The 22954-nt window shown below is 65.3% G+C and carries 17 protein-coding genes; 7 read left to right on the top strand and 10 right to left on the bottom strand.

Annotated features, from left to right (window positions below):
- Window positions 1-231 precede the first annotated feature (231 nt).
- The 5 genes from MJ606_RS03760 to MJ606_RS03740 all read right to left on the bottom strand — a co-directional run bounded on the left by MJ606_RS03760 (window position 232) and on the right by MJ606_RS03740 (window position 7966).
- Window positions 232-3240 (bottom strand): TonB-dependent receptor, encoded by a 3009-nt coding sequence (locus MJ606_RS03760; RefSeq protein WP_243048061.1) that lies wholly within the window; start codon window positions 3238-3240, stop codon window positions 232-234.
- Between the two features lie 882 nt (window positions 3241-4122).
- Complete coding sequence (gene grxD, locus MJ606_RS03755) at window positions 4123-5046, bottom strand: Grx4 family monothiol glutaredoxin (protein ID WP_243048060.1); 924 nt, start codon at window positions 5044-5046, stop codon at window positions 4123-4125.
- A 62-nt stretch (window positions 5047-5108) separates the two neighbouring features.
- Window positions 5109-5966 (bottom strand): UDP-2,3-diacylglucosamine diphosphatase, encoded by an 858-nt coding sequence (locus tag MJ606_RS03750; RefSeq protein WP_243048059.1) that lies wholly within the window; start codon window positions 5964-5966, stop codon window positions 5109-5111.
- A gap of 145 nt (window positions 5967-6111) precedes the next feature.
- Window positions 6112-6708 (bottom strand): SGNH/GDSL hydrolase family protein, encoded by a 597-nt coding sequence (locus tag MJ606_RS03745; protein ID WP_243048058.1) that lies wholly within the window; start codon window positions 6706-6708, stop codon window positions 6112-6114.
- Between the two features lie 13 nt (window positions 6709-6721).
- The gene (locus tag MJ606_RS03740; protein ID WP_243048057.1) at window positions 6722-7966 is read right to left on the bottom strand and encodes an aminotransferase class I/II-fold pyridoxal phosphate-dependent enzyme; all 1245 of its coding nucleotides are present in this window, start codon (window positions 7964-7966) and stop codon (window positions 6722-6724) included.
- Between the two features lie 151 nt (window positions 7967-8117).
- Between MJ606_RS03740 and rsgA the strand changes: the two genes are divergently transcribed.
- From rsgA to aceE, 4 genes are all read left to right on the top strand, one after another.
- Window positions 8118-9173 (top strand): ribosome small subunit-dependent GTPase A, encoded by a 1056-nt coding sequence (gene rsgA / locus MJ606_RS03735; protein WP_243048056.1) that lies wholly within the window; start codon window positions 8118-8120, stop codon window positions 9171-9173.
- A 176-nt stretch (window positions 9174-9349) separates the two neighbouring features.
- Window positions 9350-10624 (top strand): flavohemoglobin expression-modulating QEGLA motif protein, encoded by a 1275-nt coding sequence (locus MJ606_RS03730; protein ID WP_243048055.1) that lies wholly within the window; start codon window positions 9350-9352, stop codon window positions 10622-10624.
- A gap of 134 nt (window positions 10625-10758) precedes the next feature.
- Complete coding sequence (locus MJ606_RS03725; protein ID WP_243048054.1) at window positions 10759-13050, top strand: NADP-dependent malic enzyme; 2292 nt, start codon at window positions 10759-10761, stop codon at window positions 13048-13050.
- 268 nt (window positions 13051-13318) lie between these two features.
- Complete coding sequence (gene aceE, locus MJ606_RS03720) at window positions 13319-16012, top strand: pyruvate dehydrogenase (acetyl-transferring), homodimeric type (RefSeq protein ID WP_243048053.1); 2694 nt, start codon at window positions 13319-13321, stop codon at window positions 16010-16012.
- Window positions 16013-16073: 61 nt separating this feature from the next.
- Here aceE and MJ606_RS03715 read toward each other — a convergent pair whose 3' ends face one another.
- The 3 genes from MJ606_RS03715 to MJ606_RS03705 all read right to left on the bottom strand — a co-directional run bounded on the left by MJ606_RS03715 (window position 16074) and on the right by MJ606_RS03705 (window position 19084).
- Complete coding sequence (locus MJ606_RS03715; RefSeq protein WP_243048052.1) at window positions 16074-16397, bottom strand: hypothetical protein; 324 nt, start codon at window positions 16395-16397, stop codon at window positions 16074-16076.
- Window positions 16398-16494: 97 nt separating this feature from the next.
- On the bottom strand, window positions 16495-17691 hold the full coding sequence (gene ubiM, locus MJ606_RS03710) for a 5-demethoxyubiquinol-8 5-hydroxylase UbiM (protein WP_243048051.1): 1197 nt from the start codon (window positions 17689-17691) through the stop codon (window positions 16495-16497).
- A gap of 121 nt (window positions 17692-17812) precedes the next feature.
- Complete coding sequence (locus MJ606_RS03705; protein WP_243048050.1) at window positions 17813-19084, bottom strand: MFS transporter; 1272 nt, start codon at window positions 19082-19084, stop codon at window positions 17813-17815.
- Between the two features lie 157 nt (window positions 19085-19241).
- Between MJ606_RS03705 and MJ606_RS03700 the strand changes: the two genes are divergently transcribed.
- The 3 genes from MJ606_RS03700 (at window position 19242) to MJ606_RS03690 (ending at window position 21463) form a co-directional block, all read left to right on the top strand.
- Entirely contained in the window at window positions 19242-20129 is an 888-nt protein-coding gene (locus MJ606_RS03700) for a LytTR family DNA-binding domain-containing protein (RefSeq protein ID WP_243048049.1), read from the top strand.
- A gap of 97 nt (window positions 20130-20226) precedes the next feature.
- Complete coding sequence (locus MJ606_RS03695; RefSeq protein WP_243048048.1) at window positions 20227-20955, top strand: hypothetical protein; 729 nt, start codon at window positions 20227-20229, stop codon at window positions 20953-20955.
- Window positions 20956-21016: 61 nt separating this feature from the next.
- Complete coding sequence (locus tag MJ606_RS03690) at window positions 21017-21463, top strand: DUF6491 family protein (protein ID WP_243048047.1); 447 nt, start codon at window positions 21017-21019, stop codon at window positions 21461-21463.
- 57 nt (window positions 21464-21520) lie between these two features.
- Here the strand turns inward: MJ606_RS03690 and MJ606_RS03685 are convergent, their stop codons facing one another.
- Both MJ606_RS03685 and MJ606_RS03680 read right to left on the bottom strand, forming a co-directional pair.
- Window positions 21521-22342, bottom strand: coding sequence for a ferritin-like domain-containing protein (locus MJ606_RS03685; protein ID WP_243048046.1), 822 nt, complete (start codon window positions 22340-22342; stop codon window positions 21521-21523).
- Between the two features lie 146 nt (window positions 22343-22488).
- Window positions 22489-22905 carry a universal stress protein gene (locus tag MJ606_RS03680; RefSeq protein ID WP_243048045.1) on the bottom strand — a complete coding sequence of 139 codons (417 nt, stop codon included), beginning with the start codon at window positions 22903-22905 and terminating at the stop codon, window positions 22489-22491.
- Window positions 22906-22954: the final 49 nt, after the last annotated feature.

The following is a 22954-nucleotide window of genomic DNA, read 5'->3' as shown; positions in this document are numbered from 1 at the left end:
CTAGCAACAAGGCAGCTGGATACTTTGTTACCAAAAAGTTACTTGACGTGCCCAAAAAGGAGGCGGCAGATCCTTTGCCGCCTGGTTCGTCGGGAGCAGGTGATTGCCTGCATCGGTAACGGAAGGGTGATTTGGGCGAGGCTCCCGGAATGTTTTGAACCGGAATGCTCCCCCTTGCGGGGGAGCGTTGGAAAGGGAGCGGTCCGTCGACTCCTTTGGGGACTCCCTGGGTCAGAAGTCGTAGCTGACGCCGAACTGCACGTAACGCGGGGTCGTGTAGAACAGTGGCACTTTGTACAAGGCGGATGCCTGGCCGGGGCCCGATTCCGACGTGCCATACAGCTCGGTGGCACGCTGCTGGTCGAACAGGTTGTAGACCTGCACCGAGAACGCCAGCTTGTGCTGTGCCCAATCCGGACGGTACTCGGCATTCAGGCTGAGGATTTCGGTCCATGGCGTGCGGCCGCTGGAACCCGGAGCAGCCGGGGTGCCGTTGGGGCCGCAGAAGTGGTACGACGAACCGTAGCCATAAGGGTCGTCCTGCTGCGGGCCGAAATAACCCAGGCAGACCACCGGCGTGCCGGACAGCACCTGCAAGTTACCGCCAACCAGCCATTCCGGCGTGATCTGGTAGTAGCCATAGGCCTTGATCTGGTGCCTGCGATCGTTGGCCTGATCACCATTGGCATAGGTCATCACGCCCTTGTTGTCCCAGTCCTCGGTCTGCGAGACGTCTTCCTGACCGATGTCCGAACGCACCGAACCCTCGGTATTACCGTAGCTATGCGACCAGGTGTACATGAGCTTGCCGTACCACTTACCGTCGAACGGATGCTCCAGGTACGTATCCAACGCCACGTACTTGCGCAGCAACGAAGGCATGCCCAGCGCCGACCACGGCACGACCATGGTGCCGTAGCCACCGGTAGCCAGCGGCACGTTGATGTCCGCCGTGCGACCCGGGTTCATGATGTAGCAGCCCGAGCCCTCTGCCGCCACTGGGTCGAAACCCTGAGAGGCACCGACAGCACCAAAGGTCGGATAGTCGCAGACGTCGTCAAGATCGTTGCGCAGCACGCGGTAAGTACCCTTGGCGCCAGCGGTCCACTTCTCGCCGAACAATTCGAACGCCTTGTCGACGCCCGCGATGTATTCATCCTGGTATTCGGCCTTCACGTTGCTGCTGGTGACGGTCTTCGGGTCAGGCGGTGTGCCGTATTCGTTGTTGGCTGACACGCCCGGATACACGTCCTGCGGAATCTGCGTCAGACCGGTCGGCACACCCGTGGCCGGGTCGATACCGGTATAGGTGAAGTACTGGCGCGTGTAGGTGCTGCCCGCCGCGCCGCGGATCGCGACGTTGGTCGGTTCGTCGAGGTAGTAACGGCCCGCATTGCCGTAGACCTTGAGACTGGAGTCGCCGTACACGTCCCAGCTTGCACCCAGGCGCGGAGCCCAGTTCGGCCTGCCCAGACGGATGTAAGGCACGCTGTCGGGGTTGTAGTTGGTGAACTGGTCGTTGCGCAGGCCGAGGTTGAGCAGCAGCCTGTCGGTGACCTGCCACTGGTCCTCGATGAACTGCGCGCGCTGCTTCACGTGCACCACGGCGGCGCCGGTGGTGTAGATGTACTTGTCTACGTAGTAGCCATTGCCGCCCGGTGCGCCAACGCCGGCGCCTGGCAGCGTGCTGATCGGAAGATTCGGATCACTCTGGCCGTACTCCCACGAATAGCCCGGACCCGGCTCGATATTGCCGATGTCGTAGGACGCCACGTTGAGGTTATCGATACCGGCGGTGATCGAGTGGCTGCCGATCTTGTAGTTGATGTCGAGCCGGTAGTTGGTGCTCTTGTCGTGTGCGTCGGGATTGGAGACCGAGCCCGATGTCTGCGGTCCGACGATCGGAATGCCGCCGTTGTAGGCCGGGTTCTGGTACTCCGAGGATAGGATGCGCGAGTCGGGACCGCCGCCAGCATTGCTGTAGTTGGTTTGTGTCATCTTGCCGTACAGCGCATCGACGGTGAGGCTGTCGGTGATGTAGCCGGTGTACTTGGCGATCCACAGGTCGGCGCCGTTCTTGGTCGCCACATCCGGACCCAGGTAGTCGCCATAGGAACCCTTGCTCGGGCCCGCACCGTAGTTGTAGGCGTAGACGTTGCCGTTGTATTCGGTCTTGTTCGACGCGCCGGTCAACTCAATGATGTTGTTGTCGGTGATGTTCCAGTCGATCTTGCCATACCACTTCGGATCGGAGTACGAATAGGTCTTGACCGTGCCGTTGGAGGTCGAGCCGACGTTGACGCCGTTCTGCTGCTGCACGCCTTCGACCGCGCCGAAGATGTACAGCTTGTCTTTGATCAGCGGGCCGCCGAAATACGCGTCATACGTATAGGTCGACTGGCTATTGTTGTCCTGACGATAGCGATAGAGCTGGCCGTTGGTCAGGTAGTAATTGTCCGGGTTGCTCTGCGCCCAACTCGGTTGGTACAGCACCTGTCCGCCGAACTGCCACTCGTTGGTGCCGCGCTTGCCGACCTGGTTGATCACACCGCCGTCCGAGCGACCGTAGGCCGCGCCGTAGCCACCGGTCAGCACCTGTTCCTGGTCCACTGCGCCATACGGCAGGGTCAGGCCGCCGAAGTTATGCAGCGGATCGCTGGTGTTGAAGCCATTGATGTAATACGCGTTCTCCGCCACGGAAGAGCCGTTGAACGAATTGAGCGTCTGGCCCGTGGTGCTGGTGAAGTAGCCACTGCCCTGGTTCACACCGGGGGCGAGCGTCGCGATGGCTTCGGCGGAGCGCTGCAGCGGAAGCTTGGCCAACTGATCGGCCGTGATCACGGTACGCGAATCCACCTGGCTCACGTCGATGGCGGGCAGGGCATTGGCCATCACGGTAATGGCGGTCAGGCTCTTGGCGCTGTCCGCGGTTGAGGCGGCAAACGTTACCTGTGTGCCGGCGCCGACCACGAGGGCCACGCCCGAGCGTGAATCCACGATGGCGCCATCCTTCTTCAGGCTGACCTTATAAGTGCCCAGCGGCAGGCTCGTAGCCGAGTAGCGGCCGTTGGCATCAACCGGTACTTCGCGGTTAAGGCCACCATCGCTCTGGATGAGCACGGTTTCGCCGGCTGCGACCGGTGCGGTACCGAAGATCGAGCCGGTGGAGCTTTGTGCGAAAAGCGGGCTGGCCAACGTGACGCCGGCAGCGACGGCAAGTGCGAGTGCGGTGCGGCGCATGACCGGCTTTCGGGCCGGAGAAACCAATCTATCGATAGACATTCAATCCCCTTGTAGCAAGTGATACCACTCAACAAAAGGACCTGGACTGACGTGCAGGCGCACGCTACCGCGCCGTGCCTGGCACGGATCGGTTGACAGGTCCTATCCCCAAAAAACAGCCCGCCTGAGGCGGTGGATGTATGGCGGCAGGTGGGCTACGTGCCCCTGCGGGCGTTGCCGTGCCGTGTTATGGGCTAACCGGCGCTGATAGCCGGCCGTGCGAGATCGCCGCAACATGGGGTGAGCACATCATCGTTCCACGGCATGACCTTCTCCCTCTACACCAGAGCCGGCGGCGATGCGCCGAGCTCAGCAACGAATTACGCAATTATTTAGGCCAGCCGATCCCACTCCGCCTCGTCTCCGAAGTGGTTGAATCAATTGGATTAAAATTGCTCCCCTGCACTATGGGCCGGCGTTGGATCGGCCTATGTCCTAAGTAATGCCCGTACGACCTTACGGGTAACTAACGAGTCACACAATGGTTTCGTAACGGCGCAAGAATGTGACGAGAAAACAAACTGAATGGAATGTTTCAGTTTGGTAACGCGCATGAAATTGCGCCATTAGTCGTGATTTGGTGCCGTGGGTGGTCGCTGTCTACTTGTTTCAGCATTTTTATCGCAATAAAAAGCGATATATTTGTGACGGTTTCGTTGATTATTGCGCTGCACCATTTGCGAATATAAACCGTTGCTGAATATTTTGAGGCGACGGCGTAGATTGGGCGAGATAACTGTACCGTCCTGAGGTGGGCTGGACCGCGTCCAGCGTGCGGCAAAAAAAAGCGCCCAAGAAACGGGCGCCTTCAATCAAGGGATTACGACTTCTGGAGGCGGCTCAGTAGCGCGGCACCGTCGGATCGATCTCACGGGCCCATGCATCCATGCCACCCTCGACGTTGTAGACCTTGCTGAAGCCGTGCGCGGCGAAGCGTTCGGCCACGCCGCGGCTGGAGACGCCATGGTGGCAGATGAAGGCGATCGGGGTGTCCTTGGGCAGGGCGGCGAGGGCGTCGTAACCCTCTTCCTCCAGCACGCGGGCCTGCGCCAGCGGGGCGGCCTGGGCGCGGCCGTGGGCCGGACGCACGTCCACCAGCACGATGTCGCCGGCGGCGAGGCGGGCCTTGAGCTGCTGCACGGTGAGCGAGCCGATCTCCTGGGCACCCGGGAACTTCAGGCTCAGGCCCTCGCCCTGCACGGTGGATACCCAGTCGATCACGATGCCCTTGGCGCGCTGGGCGCTGCCTGGGTCGAAATGCACCTCGATGCCGTTGGCGCTGACCACGATGTCGTGGTCGCCGGCCGGCGCCAGCTGGAAGCCGGCGCTGTGGTCCGGGCCGATTTCCAGGTGCAGGGCCAGGCCCTGCGCGTTGGCGGTGCCCTGACGGATGGCCTCGGCGGCCTTGTCGGTGATGGTGATCTCAGGCGGCGTGCGATCGGGCGCTTCCGCGCCGAACAGCTGGTGCAGCTCGCCGCTGGCGTACATCTGGCGAATGATGTCGGCGCCGCCCACCAGCTCGCCGCCCACATAAAGCTGCGGGATGGTCGGCCAGTCGCCGTAAGCCTTGATGCCTTCACGGATTTCCGGGTCTTCCAGCACGTTGACCGTGTGGTAGTCGGGCAGCAGCTCGTTGAGCGTGTTGGTGGCGGCGGCGGAGAAGCCGCACATCGGCTGCTGGCGGGTGCCCTTCATGAACAGCACCACGCGGTGGTCGTGCAGCAGGGATTCGATACGTTCGCGGGTGGCGCTGTCGAGGGACATGGAGAACTCCGGCAAAGAGGGCGGATTGTACGCCCCCCATATGCCGCCGGCATCCGCCTCATTCAAGCCGCGGGCCGCAGCTCTCCCAGATCCAGCCGATTGCGGGTGAGTGGCGCCAGCGCCAGCGCGGCGGCGGGCGAGGGCAGCACCAGCTCGCGGCTGGCCCGGCCTAGCGGGGCGTGCTGTTCGCTCCAGTGGATCAGCTCCATCGCGCCGGTGTGGTCCTCTACCAGCACCGTGCAGTGCTCCACCCAGTCGCCATCGTTGAGGTACAGCACGCCGTCCATCTCGCGCACATGGCCGAAATGGATGTGGCCGCAGATATGGCCGTCGAAGCCGCGTTCGCGCGCGTCACTGGCCACACGCTCCTCATAGGCGCGGATATATGCCAGCGCCTTGCCGATGTGTGATTTCACGATGATCGACAGCGGCAGGTAGGGCAGTTCCAGCCGGCGGCGCATGGCGTGCACGCGGCGGTTGGTCCAGCAGATGAAGCGATGCATGACCTCCCCCAGGTGCACCATCCATGTGCGCCCGACCTGCTCCGGATCGAATTCGTCGCCGTGGCTGACGCGGTAGCGGCGCCCGTCGGCGCCCTCATGCACCGCATCCAGCGCGATCTTCACGCCGCCAAAGCTCTGCCCGGCCAGGCCGCGCACGGGTGCGTCATGGTTGCCGGGGATATAGGTGACCTCGATGCCGCGCCGGGCCATATCCAGCACCTCGGCGATTACCGCGCCATGGTCGGCGTGCCACCAATGGCGACGCGCCAGCGCTTCCATGTCGATGATGTCGCCCACGAGATAGAGCTTCTCGCAGCGAAGCTTGCGCAGGAAATCGAGCAGATAGCCCGCCTTGCAGTCCGGCGTGCCCAGATGCACGTCGGAGATGAAGGCGCTACGGCAGTGGAAGGTCGCCATGGCCAAGTCTCCCGGTGGTTACCGGGATGCCAGAATGCCGGCCGCACGTCACCGCACGATGGCGGAATGGTTGCAAAGTGGTTGCGGCGGGGGGGTGTTGGGTTGTGGCGATCACGCCACAACCCGAATCCAGCACCCGGCGGCACTAAGAAAAGATGGCCTTCGCGGCAGGCAACGCCGCTTCCATCCACAATGTGTATTGCCCCGCCGACGGATGCAGTCCATCGGCAGCCAACAAGCCAGGGTGCTGGCGGGAAATCCCCGTGATATCCACCCAATGCACGCCACGTTGCCCCGCCTCTTCACGGGCGATAGCGTTATAGATGTCCAACTCCACGGCGATGCGTGCGACGTCACGACCGCTGTCGCGCGCAAACGGCGTGACGCCCCAGTCGGGGATCGACAGCACCAGCACATGCGCAGGCCGCTGCCCGGCCAGCGCAATGGCGCGCTGAAGCAACTGGCGAAATTCGTCCCGATAGTTGTCCGCATCACGCCCGCGATACTGGTTGTTCACGCCGATCAGCAGGCTGACCAAGTCGTAGGGCGGATGAAACTCGGTGCCATCCATCGCCGCCGCCAGCTCGTCGGTGGTCCAGCCGGTGGTGGCGATGATGGTGGGCGCGCCCAGCGCCACGCCTGCCTGGTGCAGGCGCGCGGCGAGTTGCACGGGCCAACGGCCGGCGGCCGCGACGCCTTCGCCGATCGAATACGAGTCGCCCAGGGCGAGATAGCTCAACACGCCGGCACTGCGCTTAGGCGACAGCGGCGGCGCGGGGCTTCTGGGCCTTCGCCATGCCGGCGAGTACGCGTTCAATGCGTTGGAATACTTCGCGCAACTGGTCGGGCGGGGGCAGCAAGGTCAGGCGCAGGTGGCGGCTGTGCGGCACGTTGAAGCTGCTGCCGGGAACCACCAGCACCGATTCCTCTTCGAGCAGGCGCAGCGCAAAGGCGTTGTCGTCGAAATCCGCCAGGCGATCGGCGCGCACGCGCGGGAATGCATACAAGGCGCCAGCCGGCGACACGATATCGAGGAACTCGCTGGCCGCGACGCCTTCGAGTACCGCGCGGCGCGCCTCGTGCAGGCGGCCGCCGGGTGCTGTGAGTGCATTGATGGTGGGGGCGCTCTGCAGCGCGGGGCGCACTGCCCATTGCGCGGTGACATTCGCGCACAGGCGCAGCGCCGCGAGCAATTGCAGCGCATCGCGGTAATCGGTGCTGCGTGCCGGATCGCCGGAAAGGCTCATCCAGCCGACGCGATAGCCGCAGGCGCGGTGCACCTTGCTGAGGCCGCCGAAGCTCACGCAGGGCAGGTCGCCGGCCACCGCGGCCAGCGGCTGGAACGGCGTGCCGTCGTAGAGGATTTCGTCGTAGATCTCATCGCTGAGCAGCAACAGGCGATGACGTGCGGCGATGGCGACGATCTGCTCGAGCAGTTCGCGCGGATACACCGCGCCGGTGGGATTGTTCGGGTTGATCAGCACCAGCGCGCGCGTACGGGGCGTCACCAGCGCCTCGATCTCGGCTGGATCGGGCAGATGGCCATGTTCGGCCAGGCAGCGGTAATAGCGCGGCTTGCCATCGTTGAGGATGGTGGCGGCGCTCCACAGCGGATAGTCGGGGCTGGGCAGCAGCACTTCGTCGCCGGGCTGCAGCAGGGCGCGCAGGCTCAGGTCGATCAGTTCGCTGACGCCATTGCCGATGAAGATGCGCTCCACTTCCACGCCGTGCGCACCGCGATGGCGCTGTTGCGCGGCGATCACCTCGCGGGCTTCTTCCAGGCCCTGCTCGTGACCGTAGGCCTCGCTGTCATGCAGATGCCGCGCAATGGCCTCGCGCAGGTGGGCTGGCGTCTCGAAGCCATAGCGCCCGGGGTTGCCGATGTTCAGCTTGATGATAGGCAGCCCGGCGGCCTCCAACTCGCGCGATCGCCGCGTGAGTGCGCCACGGATTTCATAGCGCACGTCCGCCAGGTGCGCACTGGGTTTGATCGAGGCCAACGCGAGCGTCCTTCATTCTTCGTTATCGCCGACGCCTGGCGCCGGGGCATGCCCGCATGCTAACAGCGTAGGAGGGCCAGGTGGCAACCCAAAAAGCGGCGAAAAAGGGCGTTGTGTCGGGCTTCGCACGGGCAAGGCATAATCGTTACCCATGACCGAAGCCGACATCATCGAGCGATTGCGCCGCATTGGCTGGCGCGGGGACGCTCTGCCCCCCCAGGGGCGGCGCCTGGCGCGCGTGGTCGCGCAGCATCGCGCGGGCTATGAGCTGCATGATGGCGAGACCCTGTTCGGGGCGCAGCCCGCCGGCCACTTCCTCAAGCGCAGCCTCGATCCGGCCGAGCGTCCGGCGGTGGGGGACTTCGTGGAGCTGGAGCCCGGCAAGCCGCCGCATATCGTCACCGTGCTGCCGCGCCGCACGGTGCTGTCGCGGGCGGCCGCGGGCGAGCGCTATGAGCGGCAGATCATCGCCACCAATATCGACTACGTGTTGGTGCTCACGGGCCTGGACGGGGATTTCAACCCGGCCCGCATCGAGCGCTACCTTTCGCTGACCGAAGGTTCGGGCGCCCAGCCGGTGGTGCTGTTGAGCAAGCTCGATACCCGCGAGGATGCCGACGAACTGCTCGCTGCATTGCGCGCCCGCCTGCCGGAGGGCACGCCCATCCACGCCATCAACGGCAAGGATCCGGCCACCGTGGCGGCGCTGGCCCCCTACCTGCAGCCGGGCGACAGCGCCGTGCTGGTCGGTTCGTCCGGCGCGGGCAAGTCCACCTTGACCAACACGCTGTTGGGCAGCGAAAAGATGGCCACCAGCGCGGTGCGCAGCCACGACAGCCGTGGCCGCCACACCACCACCCACCGGGCCCTGCTGCAGCTGCCCAGCGGCGGCTGCCTGATCGATACCCCGGGGATGCGTGAACTCAAGCTCACCGGCGAGGAGAACCTGGATCTGTTCGCCGATATCGACGAGCTGGCCGAACAATGCCGCTTTGCCGATTGCGGCCATGGCAGCGAACCGGGCTGCGCTGTGCAGGCCGCGCTGGACAGCGGCGACCTGTCCGCCGAGCGCTGGCGCAACTACCTGAAGCTGCGGGACGAACGCGAAGAGCAGGCCACCACCCTGGAGGCCAAGCTGCGCCGCCAGCGCGGCGGCCGCCCGGCGGAGCGGCCGCACGGGCATCGGGGCACCCGCGATCGCGAGTAAACCTGCACGCCGCGCTTGCGGCGGTTGCCCCGGAAAGCACTACTATCGGCGCATCACAGCTGGGGTGCTGGCATGCAGCGGCTTTCGTCGCCTTTCTCGTTCTTCCATAAGCGGGTGTTTCCCGCCTTCTGGTTCGGTTTCCCGGCGATTTTCGACGTCCGGCGCAGGAGGCCGGCATGAGCGTAGTCGGCTCCCGCGTCGCCCCGGGCATGCAGCGTTACGCGGATCTCGACCAACGCCTGCTGGCGGCGGTGAAAGGCATCCGTATCCTGCCCACGGTGGCATGGCCCGCCTCGCTGGAGGACCGCATGATCGCGGCCTACGGCAAGGGGCAATACGCGCTACCCGAGGTGACCTATCACGCCCCGGACCTGTCCGCCGAACGCGCCGAGCTGGCCGCCATCGAGCGGGAGGCCGGCTATGACGATCCCATCGGCGAATACCTGTGCCGCACCGCCGAGTCGTGGCGCATCGCGGCGGAAATGCTCGAGGCCGTGGGCACGAATGGCGTCACCGCGCCGTCGATCGTGCTGTACGGGCGGCCGGGCGATGCCATTCCGGGCAGTGATCGCAGCAACCTTGATGCCGCGCGCTACTTCGTGGAGCTGTCCGATGAACTGGGTTCGGACCTGCTGGCCGACGATGTCGACATCAGCATTCCCGCCGACCGGTTGCGCGACGACCTGCGCCACACCCTGGACGAGTTCTTCGGCGCCGGTCAGATCGCGGTGGAAGTGGACCCGGAATTGACCGCCAAGGCCGCCGCCGGCGCCACGCGCATCCGCCTGCGTGGCGGCACCACGTTCAGCGAATACGACCGCCACCAGTTGCTGGCGCACGAGGCCTTCGTGCATTCGCTCACGGCACTCAACGGGCGTGCGCAGCCCTTGCTGGCCTCGCTGGGGCGCACTTCGCCGCGGGTCACCGCCACCCAGGAGGGGCTGGCGGTGTTCGCCGAGCTGATGTCCGGCGCCATTGACATCTCGCGGCTCAAGCGCATCAGCCTGCGCATCCTGGCCATCGACATGGCGCTCAATGGCGCGGACTTCGTCGAGGTCTACCAGTTCTTCAGCCATCGCGGGCAGAGCCCGGCGGACAGCTTCCACTCGACCCAGCGCGTGTTCCGTGGCGTGCCGTTGACCGGCGGTTCCGCGTTCGCCAAGGACAACGTGTACCTGTCCGGCCTGCTGGCCGTGCACACCTTCTTTCGTTGGGCGCTCAAGCAGCGGCGCATGGACATGCTGCGGCATTTGTTCGCGGGCAAGCTGGCGCTGCACGACGTGATCAGCCTGCAGCCGCATTTCGAATCCGGCGACATCCTGCCGCCGCGCTGGCTGCCGCCGTGGATGCAACACGTGCACGGCCTGGCTGGCAAGCTGGCGTTCTCGTTGTTCGTCAATCGCATCCACATGGGCAAGGTACAGGCGGAGACGTTGTCGTTGAGTCTGTAGAGCGGTGAGGGCGAGTGAACGATCGCTCCATCATGCTGCGGCGCAGCGTCGGGGCAGGGCGTCCGCCGGTGCTACCATTCGCGGATGCCGCATCGCGGCCCTAGATTCCCCCTCACATCCGATCAACGCATCCCATGGCCCTCCCTGAAGATCTGCGTCTAGCTGCGCTCGAGTACCACCGCTTCCCGACCCCGGGCAAGATCAAGGTCACCGCGACCAAGCCGATGGTGACCCAGCGCGACCTCGCGCTGGCCTACTCGCCGGGCGTGGCCTATGCCTGCGAAGCCATCGTGGAAGACGCCAACGCCGCCAGCGAAATGACCGCGCGCGGCAACCTGGTGGCGGTGATCACCAACGGCACCGCGGTGCTGGGCCTGGGCGACATCGGCCCGCTCGCCGGCAAGCCGGTGATGGAAGGCAAGGCCGTACTGTTCCAGAAGTTCGCCGGCATCGACGTGTTCGACATCGAAATCAACGAGCGCGATCCGGACAAGCTGGTCGACATCATCGCCTCGCTGGAGCCGACCTTCGGCGGCATCAACCTCGAGGACATCAAGGCGCCGGAGTGCTTCATCGTCGAGCGCAAGCTGCGCGAGCGCATGAAGATCCCGGTATTCCACGATGACCAGCACGGCACTGCCATCATCGTCGGCGCCGCCGTGCTCAACGCACTGGAAGTGGTCGGCAAGAAGATCGAGGACGTGAAGCTCGCCACCACCGGCGTCGGCGCGGCGGGCATCGCCTGCCTGGACATGCTGGTGGCGCTGGGCCTCAAGCCGGAACGCATCCTGGCGTTTGATCGCGACGGCGTGCTGTACACCGGCCGCGACCACATGGACCCGGACAAGCAGCGTTATGCGCGCGATACCGACAAGCGCACGCTGGCCGAGATCGTCGAGGGTGCGGACATCTTCCTGGGCCTGTCGGCGGGCGGCATCCTCAAGCCGGAGATGGTCGCCAGCATGGCGGACCGCCCGATCATCATGGCCTTGGCCAACCCCAATCCCGAGATCGCGCCGGAAGACGCCAAGAAGGTGCGTCCGGACTGCGTCATCGCCACTGGCCGCTCGGACTACCCGAACCAGGTCAACAACGCGCTGTGCTTCCCGTATATCTTCCGCGGCGCGCTCGATGTGGGCGCCACCGTCATCAACGAGTCGATGAAGACCGCCTGCGTGCGCGCCATCGCCGAGCTGGCCCGCCGGGAGGCCGGTGACCTGGCCAGCGCCTATGGCGGCGACGTGCCGACGTTCGGCCCTGAATACCTCATTCCGCGTCCGTTCGATCCGCGCCTGCTGGTGATGCTGGCGCCAGCGGTGGCGCAGGCCGCGATGGATTCGGGCGTCGCCAAGCGCCCCATCGTGGACATGGAGGCGTACAAGGAAAAGCTCGGCCAGTTCATCTATCGCACCGGCCTGCTGATGAAGCCGGTGTACGAGCGCGCACGCGCCGACCGCAAGCGCGTGGTCTATGCCGAGGGCGAGGAAGAGACCGTGTTGCGCGCGGTGCAGACGGTGATCGACGAGCGCCTGGCGTTCCCGATCCTGATCGGCCGCCCGAGCGTGATCGAGACGCGCATCCAGCGCCTGGGCCTGCGCATGCACGCAGGCGTGGACTTCGAGATCACCAACATCGACGACGATCCGCGCTTCAACGAGTACTGGCAGCAGTACCACGCGCTCACCGAGCGTCGTGGCGTGTCGCCGGCCGCCGCCAAGAACCTGATGCGTTCGCGTCCCACGCTGATTGCCTCGCTGATGGTCGAGCGCGGCGAAGCCGATGCGATGATCTGTGGCCTGGTCGGTCGCTTCCACAAGAAGCTCGGCTACATGCGCAGCGTGTTCGGCCTGGACCCGGGCGTGTCGTGCACCTCGGCCATGACCGGCGTGATCAACGACCAGGGCGCGTGGTTCTTCCTTGACACGCACGTGCAGTGCGACCCCACCGCCGAGCAGATCGCCGAGGCGACGCTGCAGGCCAGCTATCGCCTGAAGCTGTTCGGCATCGAGCCGAAGATCGCGCTGCTGTCGCATTCCAACTACGGCAGCCACGACAATCCGAGCGCGGCCAAGATGCGCCGGGTGCGCGAGATCCTCATCCAGCGCGGCCCCCGGCTCGACATGGACGGCGAAATGCAGGCCGACACCGCGTGGGACGAGGCACTGCGCCTGCGCATGTTTCCCAACACCACGCTGAGCGGTCGCGCCAACCTGTTCGTGATGCCCAACCTCGATGCCGCCAACATCGCCTACAACCTGGTGCGGGTGATGACGGATGGCGTGGCCATCGGCCCGATCCTGATGGGCGTCGACAAGCCGGCGCATATCCTCACCCCGGCGGCCACGCCGCGGCGCGTGGTGAACATGACGGCGATCGCCGCGGTGGATGCGCAGATTCGCGCGGCGCAGGGCGAGCGACGCAGCTGATCGGCTTGGCCAACGTCGCGCTTGTCGGAGACGGGGCCTGCGGGCCCCGTTTCTTTTTGGCCAAGACACCCGGGCCAAGGGATAGGAGCATCGCGCCACGGTTGTCCAATCAATCAATACGTTCCGCCCCATTCGCCCGCGTATTGTCTCGATCCAATTGGCGAAAAACCAAGCCGGAGCTAAACTCGGCCGGTTCCCCGTCTCCCATGCAGGAGACGCCCACCTATAGCCGCGCCATCCCCCGGCGCCGCGGAGAGAGAAGCTCCCCATGGATCAGCTCGACGACATCCTCCACCAGGACCTCGACCCCACCGAAACCCAGGAATGGGTCGAATCGCTCAATGCGGTCATCAACCACGACGGCACCGAGCGCGCGCATTTCCTGCTGGAGAAGATGGTCGACTCGACCCGTCGCGCCGGTGGCTACCTGCCGTTCAACCCCACCACCGAATACGTCAACACCATCGCGCCGGGCAACGAGGCGAAGATGGACGGCGACGCGGCGATGGAATGGCGCATCCGCACGCTGATCCGCTGGAACGCCATGGCCATGGTGGTGCGCGCCAACCGCAAGCCGGGCGAGCTGGGCGGCCATATCGCCAGCTTCGCCTCGTCGGCCACGCTGTACGACGTGGGCTTCAACCACTTCTGGCGCGCTCCCAGCGCCGACCATCCGGGCGACCTGGTGTTCCACCAGGGCCATTCCAGCCCGGGTATCTACGCCCGTTCGTTCCTCGAAGGCCGCATTGGCGAAGACCAGCTCGACCTGTTCCGCATGGAAGTGGCCGGCCACGGCCGCGGCCTGTCGTCGTACCCGCACCCCTGGCTGATGCCGGACTACTGGCAGGTGCCGACGGTATCGATGGGCCTGGGCCCGATCCAGGCCATCTACCAGGCGCAGTTCTGGAAGTACCTGGAACACCGCGGCCTGATGCCCAAGACCGATCGCAAGATCTGGTGCTTCATGGGTGACGGCGAAACCGACGAGCCCGAGTCGCTGGGCGCCATCTCGCTGGCCGGCCGCGAAGGCCTGGACAACCTGGTGTTCGTGATCAACGCCAACCTGCAGCGCCTGGACGGCCCGGTGCGCGGCAACGGCAAGATCATCCAGGAGCTGGAAGGCGTATTCCGTGGCGCCGGCTGGAACGCCATCAAGGTGATCTGGGGCAGCTACTGGGATCCGCTCCTCGCCCGCGACACCAAGGGCGTGCTGCGCAAGCTGATGATGGAAACCGTCGACGGCGAGTACCAGGCGTGCAAGGCCTTCGGCGGCGCGTACACGCGCGAGCACTTCTTCAACAAGTATCCCGAAACGCGCGAGATGGTGGCCAACCTGTCGGACGACGACATCTGGCGCCTCAACCGTGGCGGCCATGACCCGCACAAGGTCTATGCGGCCTATCACCAGGCGGTGAACACCAAGGGCATGCCCACGGTGATCCTGGCCAAGACGGTGAAGGGCTATGGCATGGGCGCGGCCGGCGAGTCGCAGAACCCGACCCACCAGCAGAAGAAGCTGGACGCCGATGCCGTGCGCCACTTCCGCGATCGCTTCAACATCCCGGTGCCGGACGACAAGCTGGCCGACGTGCCGTACTACCACCCGGGCAAGGATTCGCCGGAAGTGCAGTACATGCTCGAGCGCCGCCGCGCCCTGGGCGGTTTCCTGCCGCAGCGCCGCCGCCACACCGACGTGAAGCTCAAGACGCCGGAACTGTCCGCGTTCGAGCAGATCACCAAGGGCACCGGCGAGCGCGAAATCTCCACCACCATGGCGCTGGTGCGCGGCATGAACCTGTTGCTGCGCGACAAGCAGATCGGCGAGCGCATCGTGCCGATCGTGGCCGACGAGGCACGCACCTTCGGCATGGAAGGCATGTTCCGCCAGATCGGCATCTACGCGCCGTTCGGCCAGAAGTACCGTCCGCAGGACGCCGACCAGCTGCTGTATTACCGCGAAGACCAGCAGGGCCAGGTGCTGCAGGAAGGCATCTCCGAGGCCGGCGGCATGGCCGCCTGGATGGCTGCGGCCACCAGCTACAGCATCAGCAACCAGCCGATGCTGCCGTTCTTCATCTACTACTCGATGTTCGGCTTCCAGCGCATCGGCGACCTGGCCTGGGCCGCCGGTGATATGCGCGCGCGCGGCTTCCTGATCGGCGGCACCGCCGGCCGCACCACGCTCAACGGCGAAGGCCTGCAGCACGAGGACGGCCATTCGCACCTGCTGTCCGGCGCCATTCCCAACGTGAAGTCCTATGACCCGACGTTCTCCTATGAGATCGCGGTGATCCTGCAGGACGGCACCCGCCGCATGGTGCAGGAGCAGGAGGATGTGTACTACTACCTCACCGTGATGAACGAGAACTACAGCCACCCCGACCTGCCGCAAGGCGTCGAGGAAGGCATCATCAAGGGCATGTACCTGTTCAAGGACGCCGGCAAGCCGAAGAAGGGCGAGCCGCGCGTGCAGCTGCTGGGTTCGGGCACCATCCTGCGCGAAGTCATCGCCGCCGCCGAGCTGCTGGAGAAGGATTTCGGCGTCACCGCCGACATCTGGTCCTGCCCCAGCTTCAGCGAGCTGCGTCGCGATGGTTTCGACGCCGAGCGCTGGAATCGCCTGCACCCGGAAGCCGAGCCGCGCGTGCCGTACGTGACCGGCCTGCTGCAGGGCCGCCAGGGTCCGGCCGTGGCCGCCACCGACTACGTGCGCGAGTACTCCGACCAGATCCGTGCCTTCATGCCGGATGGCATGCGCTACACCGTGCTGGGCACCGATGGCTTCGGCCGCTCGGATACCCGCGAGCACCTGCGCGGCTTCTTCGAGGTCGATCGCTACTGGATCGCGCTGTCCGCGCTGTCCGCGCTGGCGAAGGATGGCAAGGTCAACGCCAAGGACGTGAGCCGCGCGATCAAGACCTACAAGCTCGATCCGGACAAGCCCAATCCGCTGACGGTGTAAGTAGTCATAAAGAAAACGCCGCGATCATCGCGGCGTTTTCTTGCATCAGGCGGGTGCTGGTTCAATCTTCATCCCGGCCGCGCAGCAGATGCCGCAGCAGGAAAAACGCGCCCACCGTGCCGGCAATGATGGCGGTGGTGGCCACCGGGTGGCGGGTCACGTGGCGACGCAGGCGGCGGTACTGGTAATTCGCCTCGTCGGCGAAATCCTCGGCGGCATTGGACAGTCGCCGGCCGTAGTCGCGGTGGTTGCGACCAAAGCGACGGCTCGCCTGGCGTCCGCGTTCGGCCAGCTCGCTGGCCCGGTCGGCGGCTTCATCCGCATAGTGGCGCACGCGTTCGCGCACGCCGTTGACGCTGTTCTCGATGTCGTACTGCCTGGCCATGGCCACCTCCGTGCAATCTAAGGTTCAACGTTGCCAGCACCTGCGTGAGTGGTGCGTAAACAGTCATCCTGCGGCCGCCGCCGCATTTTCCCTGGGTTTATCCGGGGCAGCTGGCCGGGCAGCGACCACCGGACGCGAGCAGGTGCGCCAGGCTGAGGCGGAACGGCGGCAGCGCCTGGCTGGCCCGCAACAGGGCGGTGCGAACGACGCGCGCGGGCGGGCGGTCATCGGTGTACAGCTTCACGATGGCCAGCGTGGCGAGGTAGAGCGGCATCGTGGCGATGCGATGGGCGCGCTGGTAGCGCATCAGGACGTGTGCGGAGGCGATGTCCTGGCCGTCACCGCATGCCTGGCGGACCGCCTTCGAGAGCGCTTCCACGCTTTGCAGACCGAGGTTGAAGCCATGGGCGGTCACGGGATGCATGCCTACCGCCGCATCGCCAATGAGCGCGAAGTGCGGTGCGGTGAAGCGGCGGGCGTACACCGCCACCAGCGGATAGGCGTGCCGCGTGCTGGTCAGGCGCATATGGCCGAAGCGACCGTCGAAGCGGCGATGCATCTCGTGGTTGAACTGCTCATCATCCAGCGCCATGACACCTTTCATGGCCTGCCCCGGCAAGGTGAGCACGATGGACGCTTCGTTGTTGTGCAACGGCAGCAGGGCGAGCGTCTGGCCGTGATCGAACCATTCCAGCGCTTGCTGCTGGTGTGGTTGTTCCAAGGCCATGCGGCAGACCAGCATGGTCTTGCCGAAGTCGTGCATGTCCGCGGGAATGCCGGCATCGCGGCGCAGCTGCGAGAAACGGCTGTCGGCGGCGACGGTCAGTCGGGCATTGAGCGTGGAGCCATTGGACAGGTGCAGCCGGGACGCGTCGCGATCGAGTGAGATGGTGTGCACGGCGGTGTCGCCGATCAAGGTGATGCGGGGATCGTGCTCGATCGAGGCATAGGCCGCACGGCGAATGCGATCGTTGGGTACCAGAAAGCCCAGCTCTTCGCTGCCGGTGTTGGTCGGCGTCACATTCAATCCGCGCAACCCATGGCCATTGAGTACCCGCGCGCTGCGCAACGGCGAGATGTCCATGGGGCCAAGCCGGCCCCATATGCCCAGCTCGCGCAGGATGCGCACGGAGCGTTGCGTCAGCGCGATTTCGCGTCCATCGAAGGCGGGCTCGCGGAGCATGTCCACCGGTTGCCGCTCGACGATGACGATGCTGAGCCCCGAATCGGACAGTGACCTGGCAAAGCACAACCCGGCCGGGCCCGCCCCGACGATGACGACATCGACATTCATTCCCTTGATCCCGGTCGCGCAAGGAACGCCCATGCTAGCGAGGGCCGTCGTCACCATCATGATGCGCGTCAAGCCGGTGCGGCGAAGACTGGGCCGCGCCTGGCGTTGGCGCGATGGCGGTTCAGATCGCCTCGGCGCCTGCCGTGGCGGCCGGCTCGGCCGGCGCCGCGCGCAGGCTTTGCCGCCGCCGCAGGGTCGGGAACATCAGCATCCATAGGCCCACCACCACCAGCGTGCCGACGCCGCCGATCAGGGTGGCGTTGACCGCGCCCACCCAGGCCGCCAGCAGGCCGGATTCGAATTCGCCCAGCTGGTTGGAGGTGTTGATGAAGATCGCGTTCACGGCGCTTACGCGCCCGCGCATGTCGTCGGGCGTATCCAGCTGCACCAGCGCGCCGCGTATCACCATGCTCACCATGTCGAACGCACCCAACGCGAACAGCGCGATCAGCGAGAGCCACAACGTGGTAGACACCGCAAACACCAGCGTTCCCGCGCCGAAGCCGGCGACGCACGCAAACATGATCGGGCCGACGCGGCGTTCCATGCTGTGGCGCGTCAACCATAGCGACATCAGCAAGGCGCCCACGGCGGGCGCGGCGCGCAACAGGCCCAGGCCCCAGGGACCGGTGTGCAGGATGTCCTTGGCGAAGACCGGCAGCAGCGCGGTGGCGCCACCCAGCAACACGGCGAACAGGTCCAGCGAGATTACGCCCAGCACATCCGGTCGTTGCCGGATGAAGTGCACGCCCGCGAACAAGGTCTTCAACGTGGCCGGTTCGCGTCGCGGCGGGGCCTGTTCGTAGCGCAGGCGGCCCATCAGCAGCGTCGCCGCCAGGTAAAGCACAGCACAGACCACGTACACCGTACCGGGGCCGGCGACATACAGCAGGCCGCCCAGCGCCGGTCCCACGATCTGTGCGGCCTGCCCGGCCGAGGCGCTGGCTGCCATCGCCCGGGGCAGCACGGCGGGAGGTACCAACGCCGGCAACATGGATTGCAAGGAAGGGAATTCAAAGGCCTTGGCCACGCCCAACAGGAACACCAGCGCCAGAATGCCGGCCTCGTGGGCCAGGTGCGCCAGGCTGATCGCGGCCAGCACGATGATGGCGATCAGTTCGGTGATCAACCCCAGCCGCACGATGCGGCGGCGGTCGAACTGATCGGCCACATGGCCGGCCGGCAACGCCAGCATCACCGAGGGGAAAAACTGCACCAGGCCGATCAGGCCCAGGTCCAGTGCGCGTCCGGTGATGGCGTAGATCTGCCAGCCGACCGCGACCGACAGCATCTGGAAACCAAAACTCGAACAGGTGCGCGCAAACCAGAAATGCACAAAGGCCCGGTGCGAACGCAGCGAGTCCGCCGAAGGCGAGGCGGGGGAGGATGTCATCAAGGGAATCCTGGGGAAGCGGCAGCATTATCGGCGGCCCAACCAGGTCGGCAAAGTGCCGTCATCGCTGCCCAGGGCTATCGGGCTTGCCGCGTGTAGCCTGTCGCCACCGCGTCGGGCGTGCAGTGGCGCCATGCGGCCACGTAGAATCGCCGCCATGACGACACGGCGCGGGTTCGACATCAGGAAATTCGAGCGCTGGCGGCGCCCCTTCGAGATAGGCATCTGGGTCGTCGTGATCGCGCTCAATACGGTGTTCAACGGCATGGTGTCGTGGTTCGATCATGGGCGCGGGGCGCACAAGGTGGCGACCATCGAGCCGTGGATCTGGGAAATCAGCAGCAGCGTGGCGCTGCTGATCCTGGCGCCATTCGTGGTCATGGCGACACGCCGTTGGCCCTTCCGCTTCGATAGCTGGCGCCAGAGCCTGAAGGTGCACCTGGTGTTGACGCTGCCCTTTTGCCTGATCCATGTCGGCGCGATGGTGGGGCTGCGCAAACTCGCCTATGCCATGCTCGGCGCCCATTACGACTTCGGCAACTGGCCCGTGCAGTTGGGCTATGAGTACCTGAAGGATTTCCGCACCTATTTCATTTTCGTCGGCTCGATCTGCCTGTACGGCTTCGTGCTACGCCGCCTGCAGGGCGAGGCTACGCTGCTGGCCGAGCCTGACGAGGGACCGCCGGTGGAGCCCATCGAGCGGCCCGAGCGTTTCCTGGTGCGCAAGCTGGGCAAGGAATTCCTGATTGCGGCGCGCGAGATCGAATGGCTGCAGGCCTCGGGCAACTACGTGAACCTGCATGTGCGCGGGCGCGATTATCCCTTGCGCGCCACCATGGCCGGCATCGAGGAGCGGCTCGACCCGCAGCGCTTCGTGCGCGTGCATCGCAGCTATCTGGTCAATCTCGACTACCTGCTCGAGATCGAGCCGCTGGAAACCGGCGATGCCCGACTGACCTTGCGCGATGGTGCCACCGTCCCGTGCAGCCGGCGTTTCCGGAACCAGTTGCGCGAACGCTTCGGTGACACGCCGGTGAGCGCATGAACCGCCGCGCAGCTGGCACAACCGGACGTATCGGGAGGTTGCGCCCCGCCTCCCGCCCGTTTCACCCTAGACACTTTCCAGATAGCGGATCTTGCCCATGAACCCGTCGCGTCTTCGTTTCGCCGCCACCGCTTTCGGCACGGCGCTTGCCCTGGCCGGTTGCTCGCAGTCCGGCGATCAGGCCCAGGCACCGCAACCGGCCCAGGCGCCGGCCGATGCATCGGCGCAAAAACTCGACACCTATCGCCAGCTGGTACGCATCGGCAACGACGAGATGGCGGTGGCCATGGGCAAGGAAATCGTCAGCCGATACCCGAACAGCGATGCCGCGAAAGAGGTGCAACAGAGCCTCCCGGCGATCGAGAAGCGCTACACCGAGAACAGTGAAAAGAATCGTCTGGCAGGTCTGTGGCTGTATCAGGTATCGCCGATGGAAGGCGGCACACAATCCACCGCCACCATCTACAGCAGCCAGCCTGCGGGTGACGACCGGGTGCGCCTGGTGCTGCGCCGCCATACCGCCTGGGGACAAAATGCGTTCCTGTTCAGCAGCGGCCACGGCTTTGTCTGCAAGGCTACCTGCACCATCAAGGCCACCTTCGATGGCAAGCCGGGCAGCATCAAGGCATTTGCCCCCAGCACCGGCGAGCCGGCGCTCCTGTTCAGCGACGACAAGGCCTTTATCGCGCAGCTGGAAAAGGCCAGGAAGATCACCATGGATGTGACCCTGCAGGACGGCGAGAAGAAGGAAACGCTGGTGTACGAAGTGGGTGGGTTCGATCCGGCCAAATGGCAGCCCGTCGCCAAGCAGGCCAGCAAGAAATAGCAGCGTCCACGCGCCGCCTGCTCATGCGTTTGGACGGGCAGCAACAACGGAGATCATCGTCATGGCAGTCAAACCTATCCTCGCCACCCTTGCCGTAGCCATCGCACTCGCCGGCTGCGCCCGGGTCGGCAAGGACTACACCGCACGCATGGAGGCGCGCCAGCAGGCTTACGTCACCGCCGCCGGTGCACCGGTCAACAGCTTCCATTATTTCAACTTGTGGTCGTGGGAGCCGCTCAGCGACAACGCGCTGGCCATCTATACCCGCCCCAATGAAGCGTGGCTGCTGGACCTGGATGGCAAATGCCGCAACCTGGAGTTCACCAATCACATTGGGCTGACCTCCAGCGCGAGCGAAGTGTCGGCCCGGTTCGATCGCGTGATCACGGGACCGGCCGACGCGCCGTGCTTCATCAAGCAGATCCGGCCGGTGGACCTGGGCAAGCTCGATTCGCCGCAGCAGGGCAAGCCGCGTGAGGTGGAGGAAACCCCGCGGCCGGCGAAGTAGAGAGTCCGCGACGGCCTGGTGCGTCCTCCCCGCGCAGGCAGGGAGGACGGGCAGGGCTCAGTGCAGAAACAGTTTCTCGGCGATCTTCGCCAGCGGCTTCTCGATGGCGTTCTGCAGGCGCGCGGGAAGATCCAGCGGCTTGAGCAGCATCTTCACCGTCATCTCGGCGGGAATGTTCCGGCGCAGCAGGCCCTGGGCGCGGCCCGTCACGCGGCGGAACTCGGCCTCGTTGTCCTTGTGCTGCGGATAGCACTGGTTGAACACGTGGCGCAGCGCGATGTCGCTGTCCTCGCTCTTGATCTCGTTGACGCGCCGCAGGATGGCGCGAAACACCTTGTAGCGGCCAAAGCCCTCGCGCTCGCGATACAGCCGGAAGTGCTGGTAGAAATGCTTGTAGTGGCGTACTTCATCACTCTTGATATGCCCGGTAAGCTGCTTGAGCACCGGCTCGTCGGTGATGTCGTTGAGCGCGCGATAGAGGCTGGCCGTGCCGGTTTCCACCACGCAACGCGCCGCCAGCTCCAGGCCGCGACTGGGTTCGAGCTGATCGGTCGTGCATACCGCGCCGTATTCCTGCCAGAACGAGGCGAAGCCGCGTTCCCAGTCGAACTCCGGCCATACGGCCTTCACATAGGCGGCAAGGGCCCGGCCGTGCTGGAGTTCCTCGTGTTCCCAATGCTGGCTGAGCCAGGTCTGCAACGCTTCGTCGCCGGCAAAATGGTCGACCAGATTGTGGGTGTACAGGTCCGAGCCGCTTTCCACGAACGACGAACTGCATAGCAGGAAGAACAGGTCTTCGTTCTGGCGTACGCGAGAGACCTCGATTCGGCTGAAATCCAGACTCTCCAGGGTCCAGGGCAACGATGTGGCATAGCTCACGCGGGCATTCCTGTGCGGGCCTTGGCCGGCGGCGCCTTCTTTAGGGGAAGGCGCCGCCGGCCTGGCATGTCGATATTGTGACAACAGCATACGACGTGACGGCGCCATCGGATTAACGGGCGCCGACCTCGGAGGTTCCGGGGGCTTCAGCGGATCACGGTGACCGGCACGTGGGCGCGCTGTAGCACCTCGCCCGAGACCGAGCCCAGCAACCAGCGCGCCAGGGCGCCCCGCTCGGTATGGCCGATCACGATATGGTCCACGCCATGCCGCTGGACCTGTTCGAGCAATACATCGCCCGGGCTGCCATGCACCACTTCCGCGTCGATCAGCGTGTCCGCATCGGGCACCAGGTACTTGAGTTCGTCCAGCAGGTCGGTGCAACGCCGGGCGCCCTGGTCGGCGACCATCAGCGCGCAGGTATCGGCGCAGCCCTCGGTCACCTGCAGCACCGATACCACGCGCACCCGCCCGCCGCAGGCGCGGGCAAGCGCCACCGCAAAACGAAAAGCCTGCTGCGAGGACGGTGAACCGTCATAGCCGACCAGCGAGTACTTGAGCATGAAGTTCCTCTGGGCACGACGCGGGCCGTGACGCCTGGTCCGTCACCCG

Origin of the sequence: Dyella sp. RRB7 (assembly GCF_022761115.1) — a bacterium.
GTDB lineage: Bacteria > Pseudomonadota > Gammaproteobacteria > Xanthomonadales > Rhodanobacteraceae > Dyella.
Note: the sequence above shows the minus strand (reverse complement) of the source record. Positions and strands in the feature narration are given on the sequence as shown.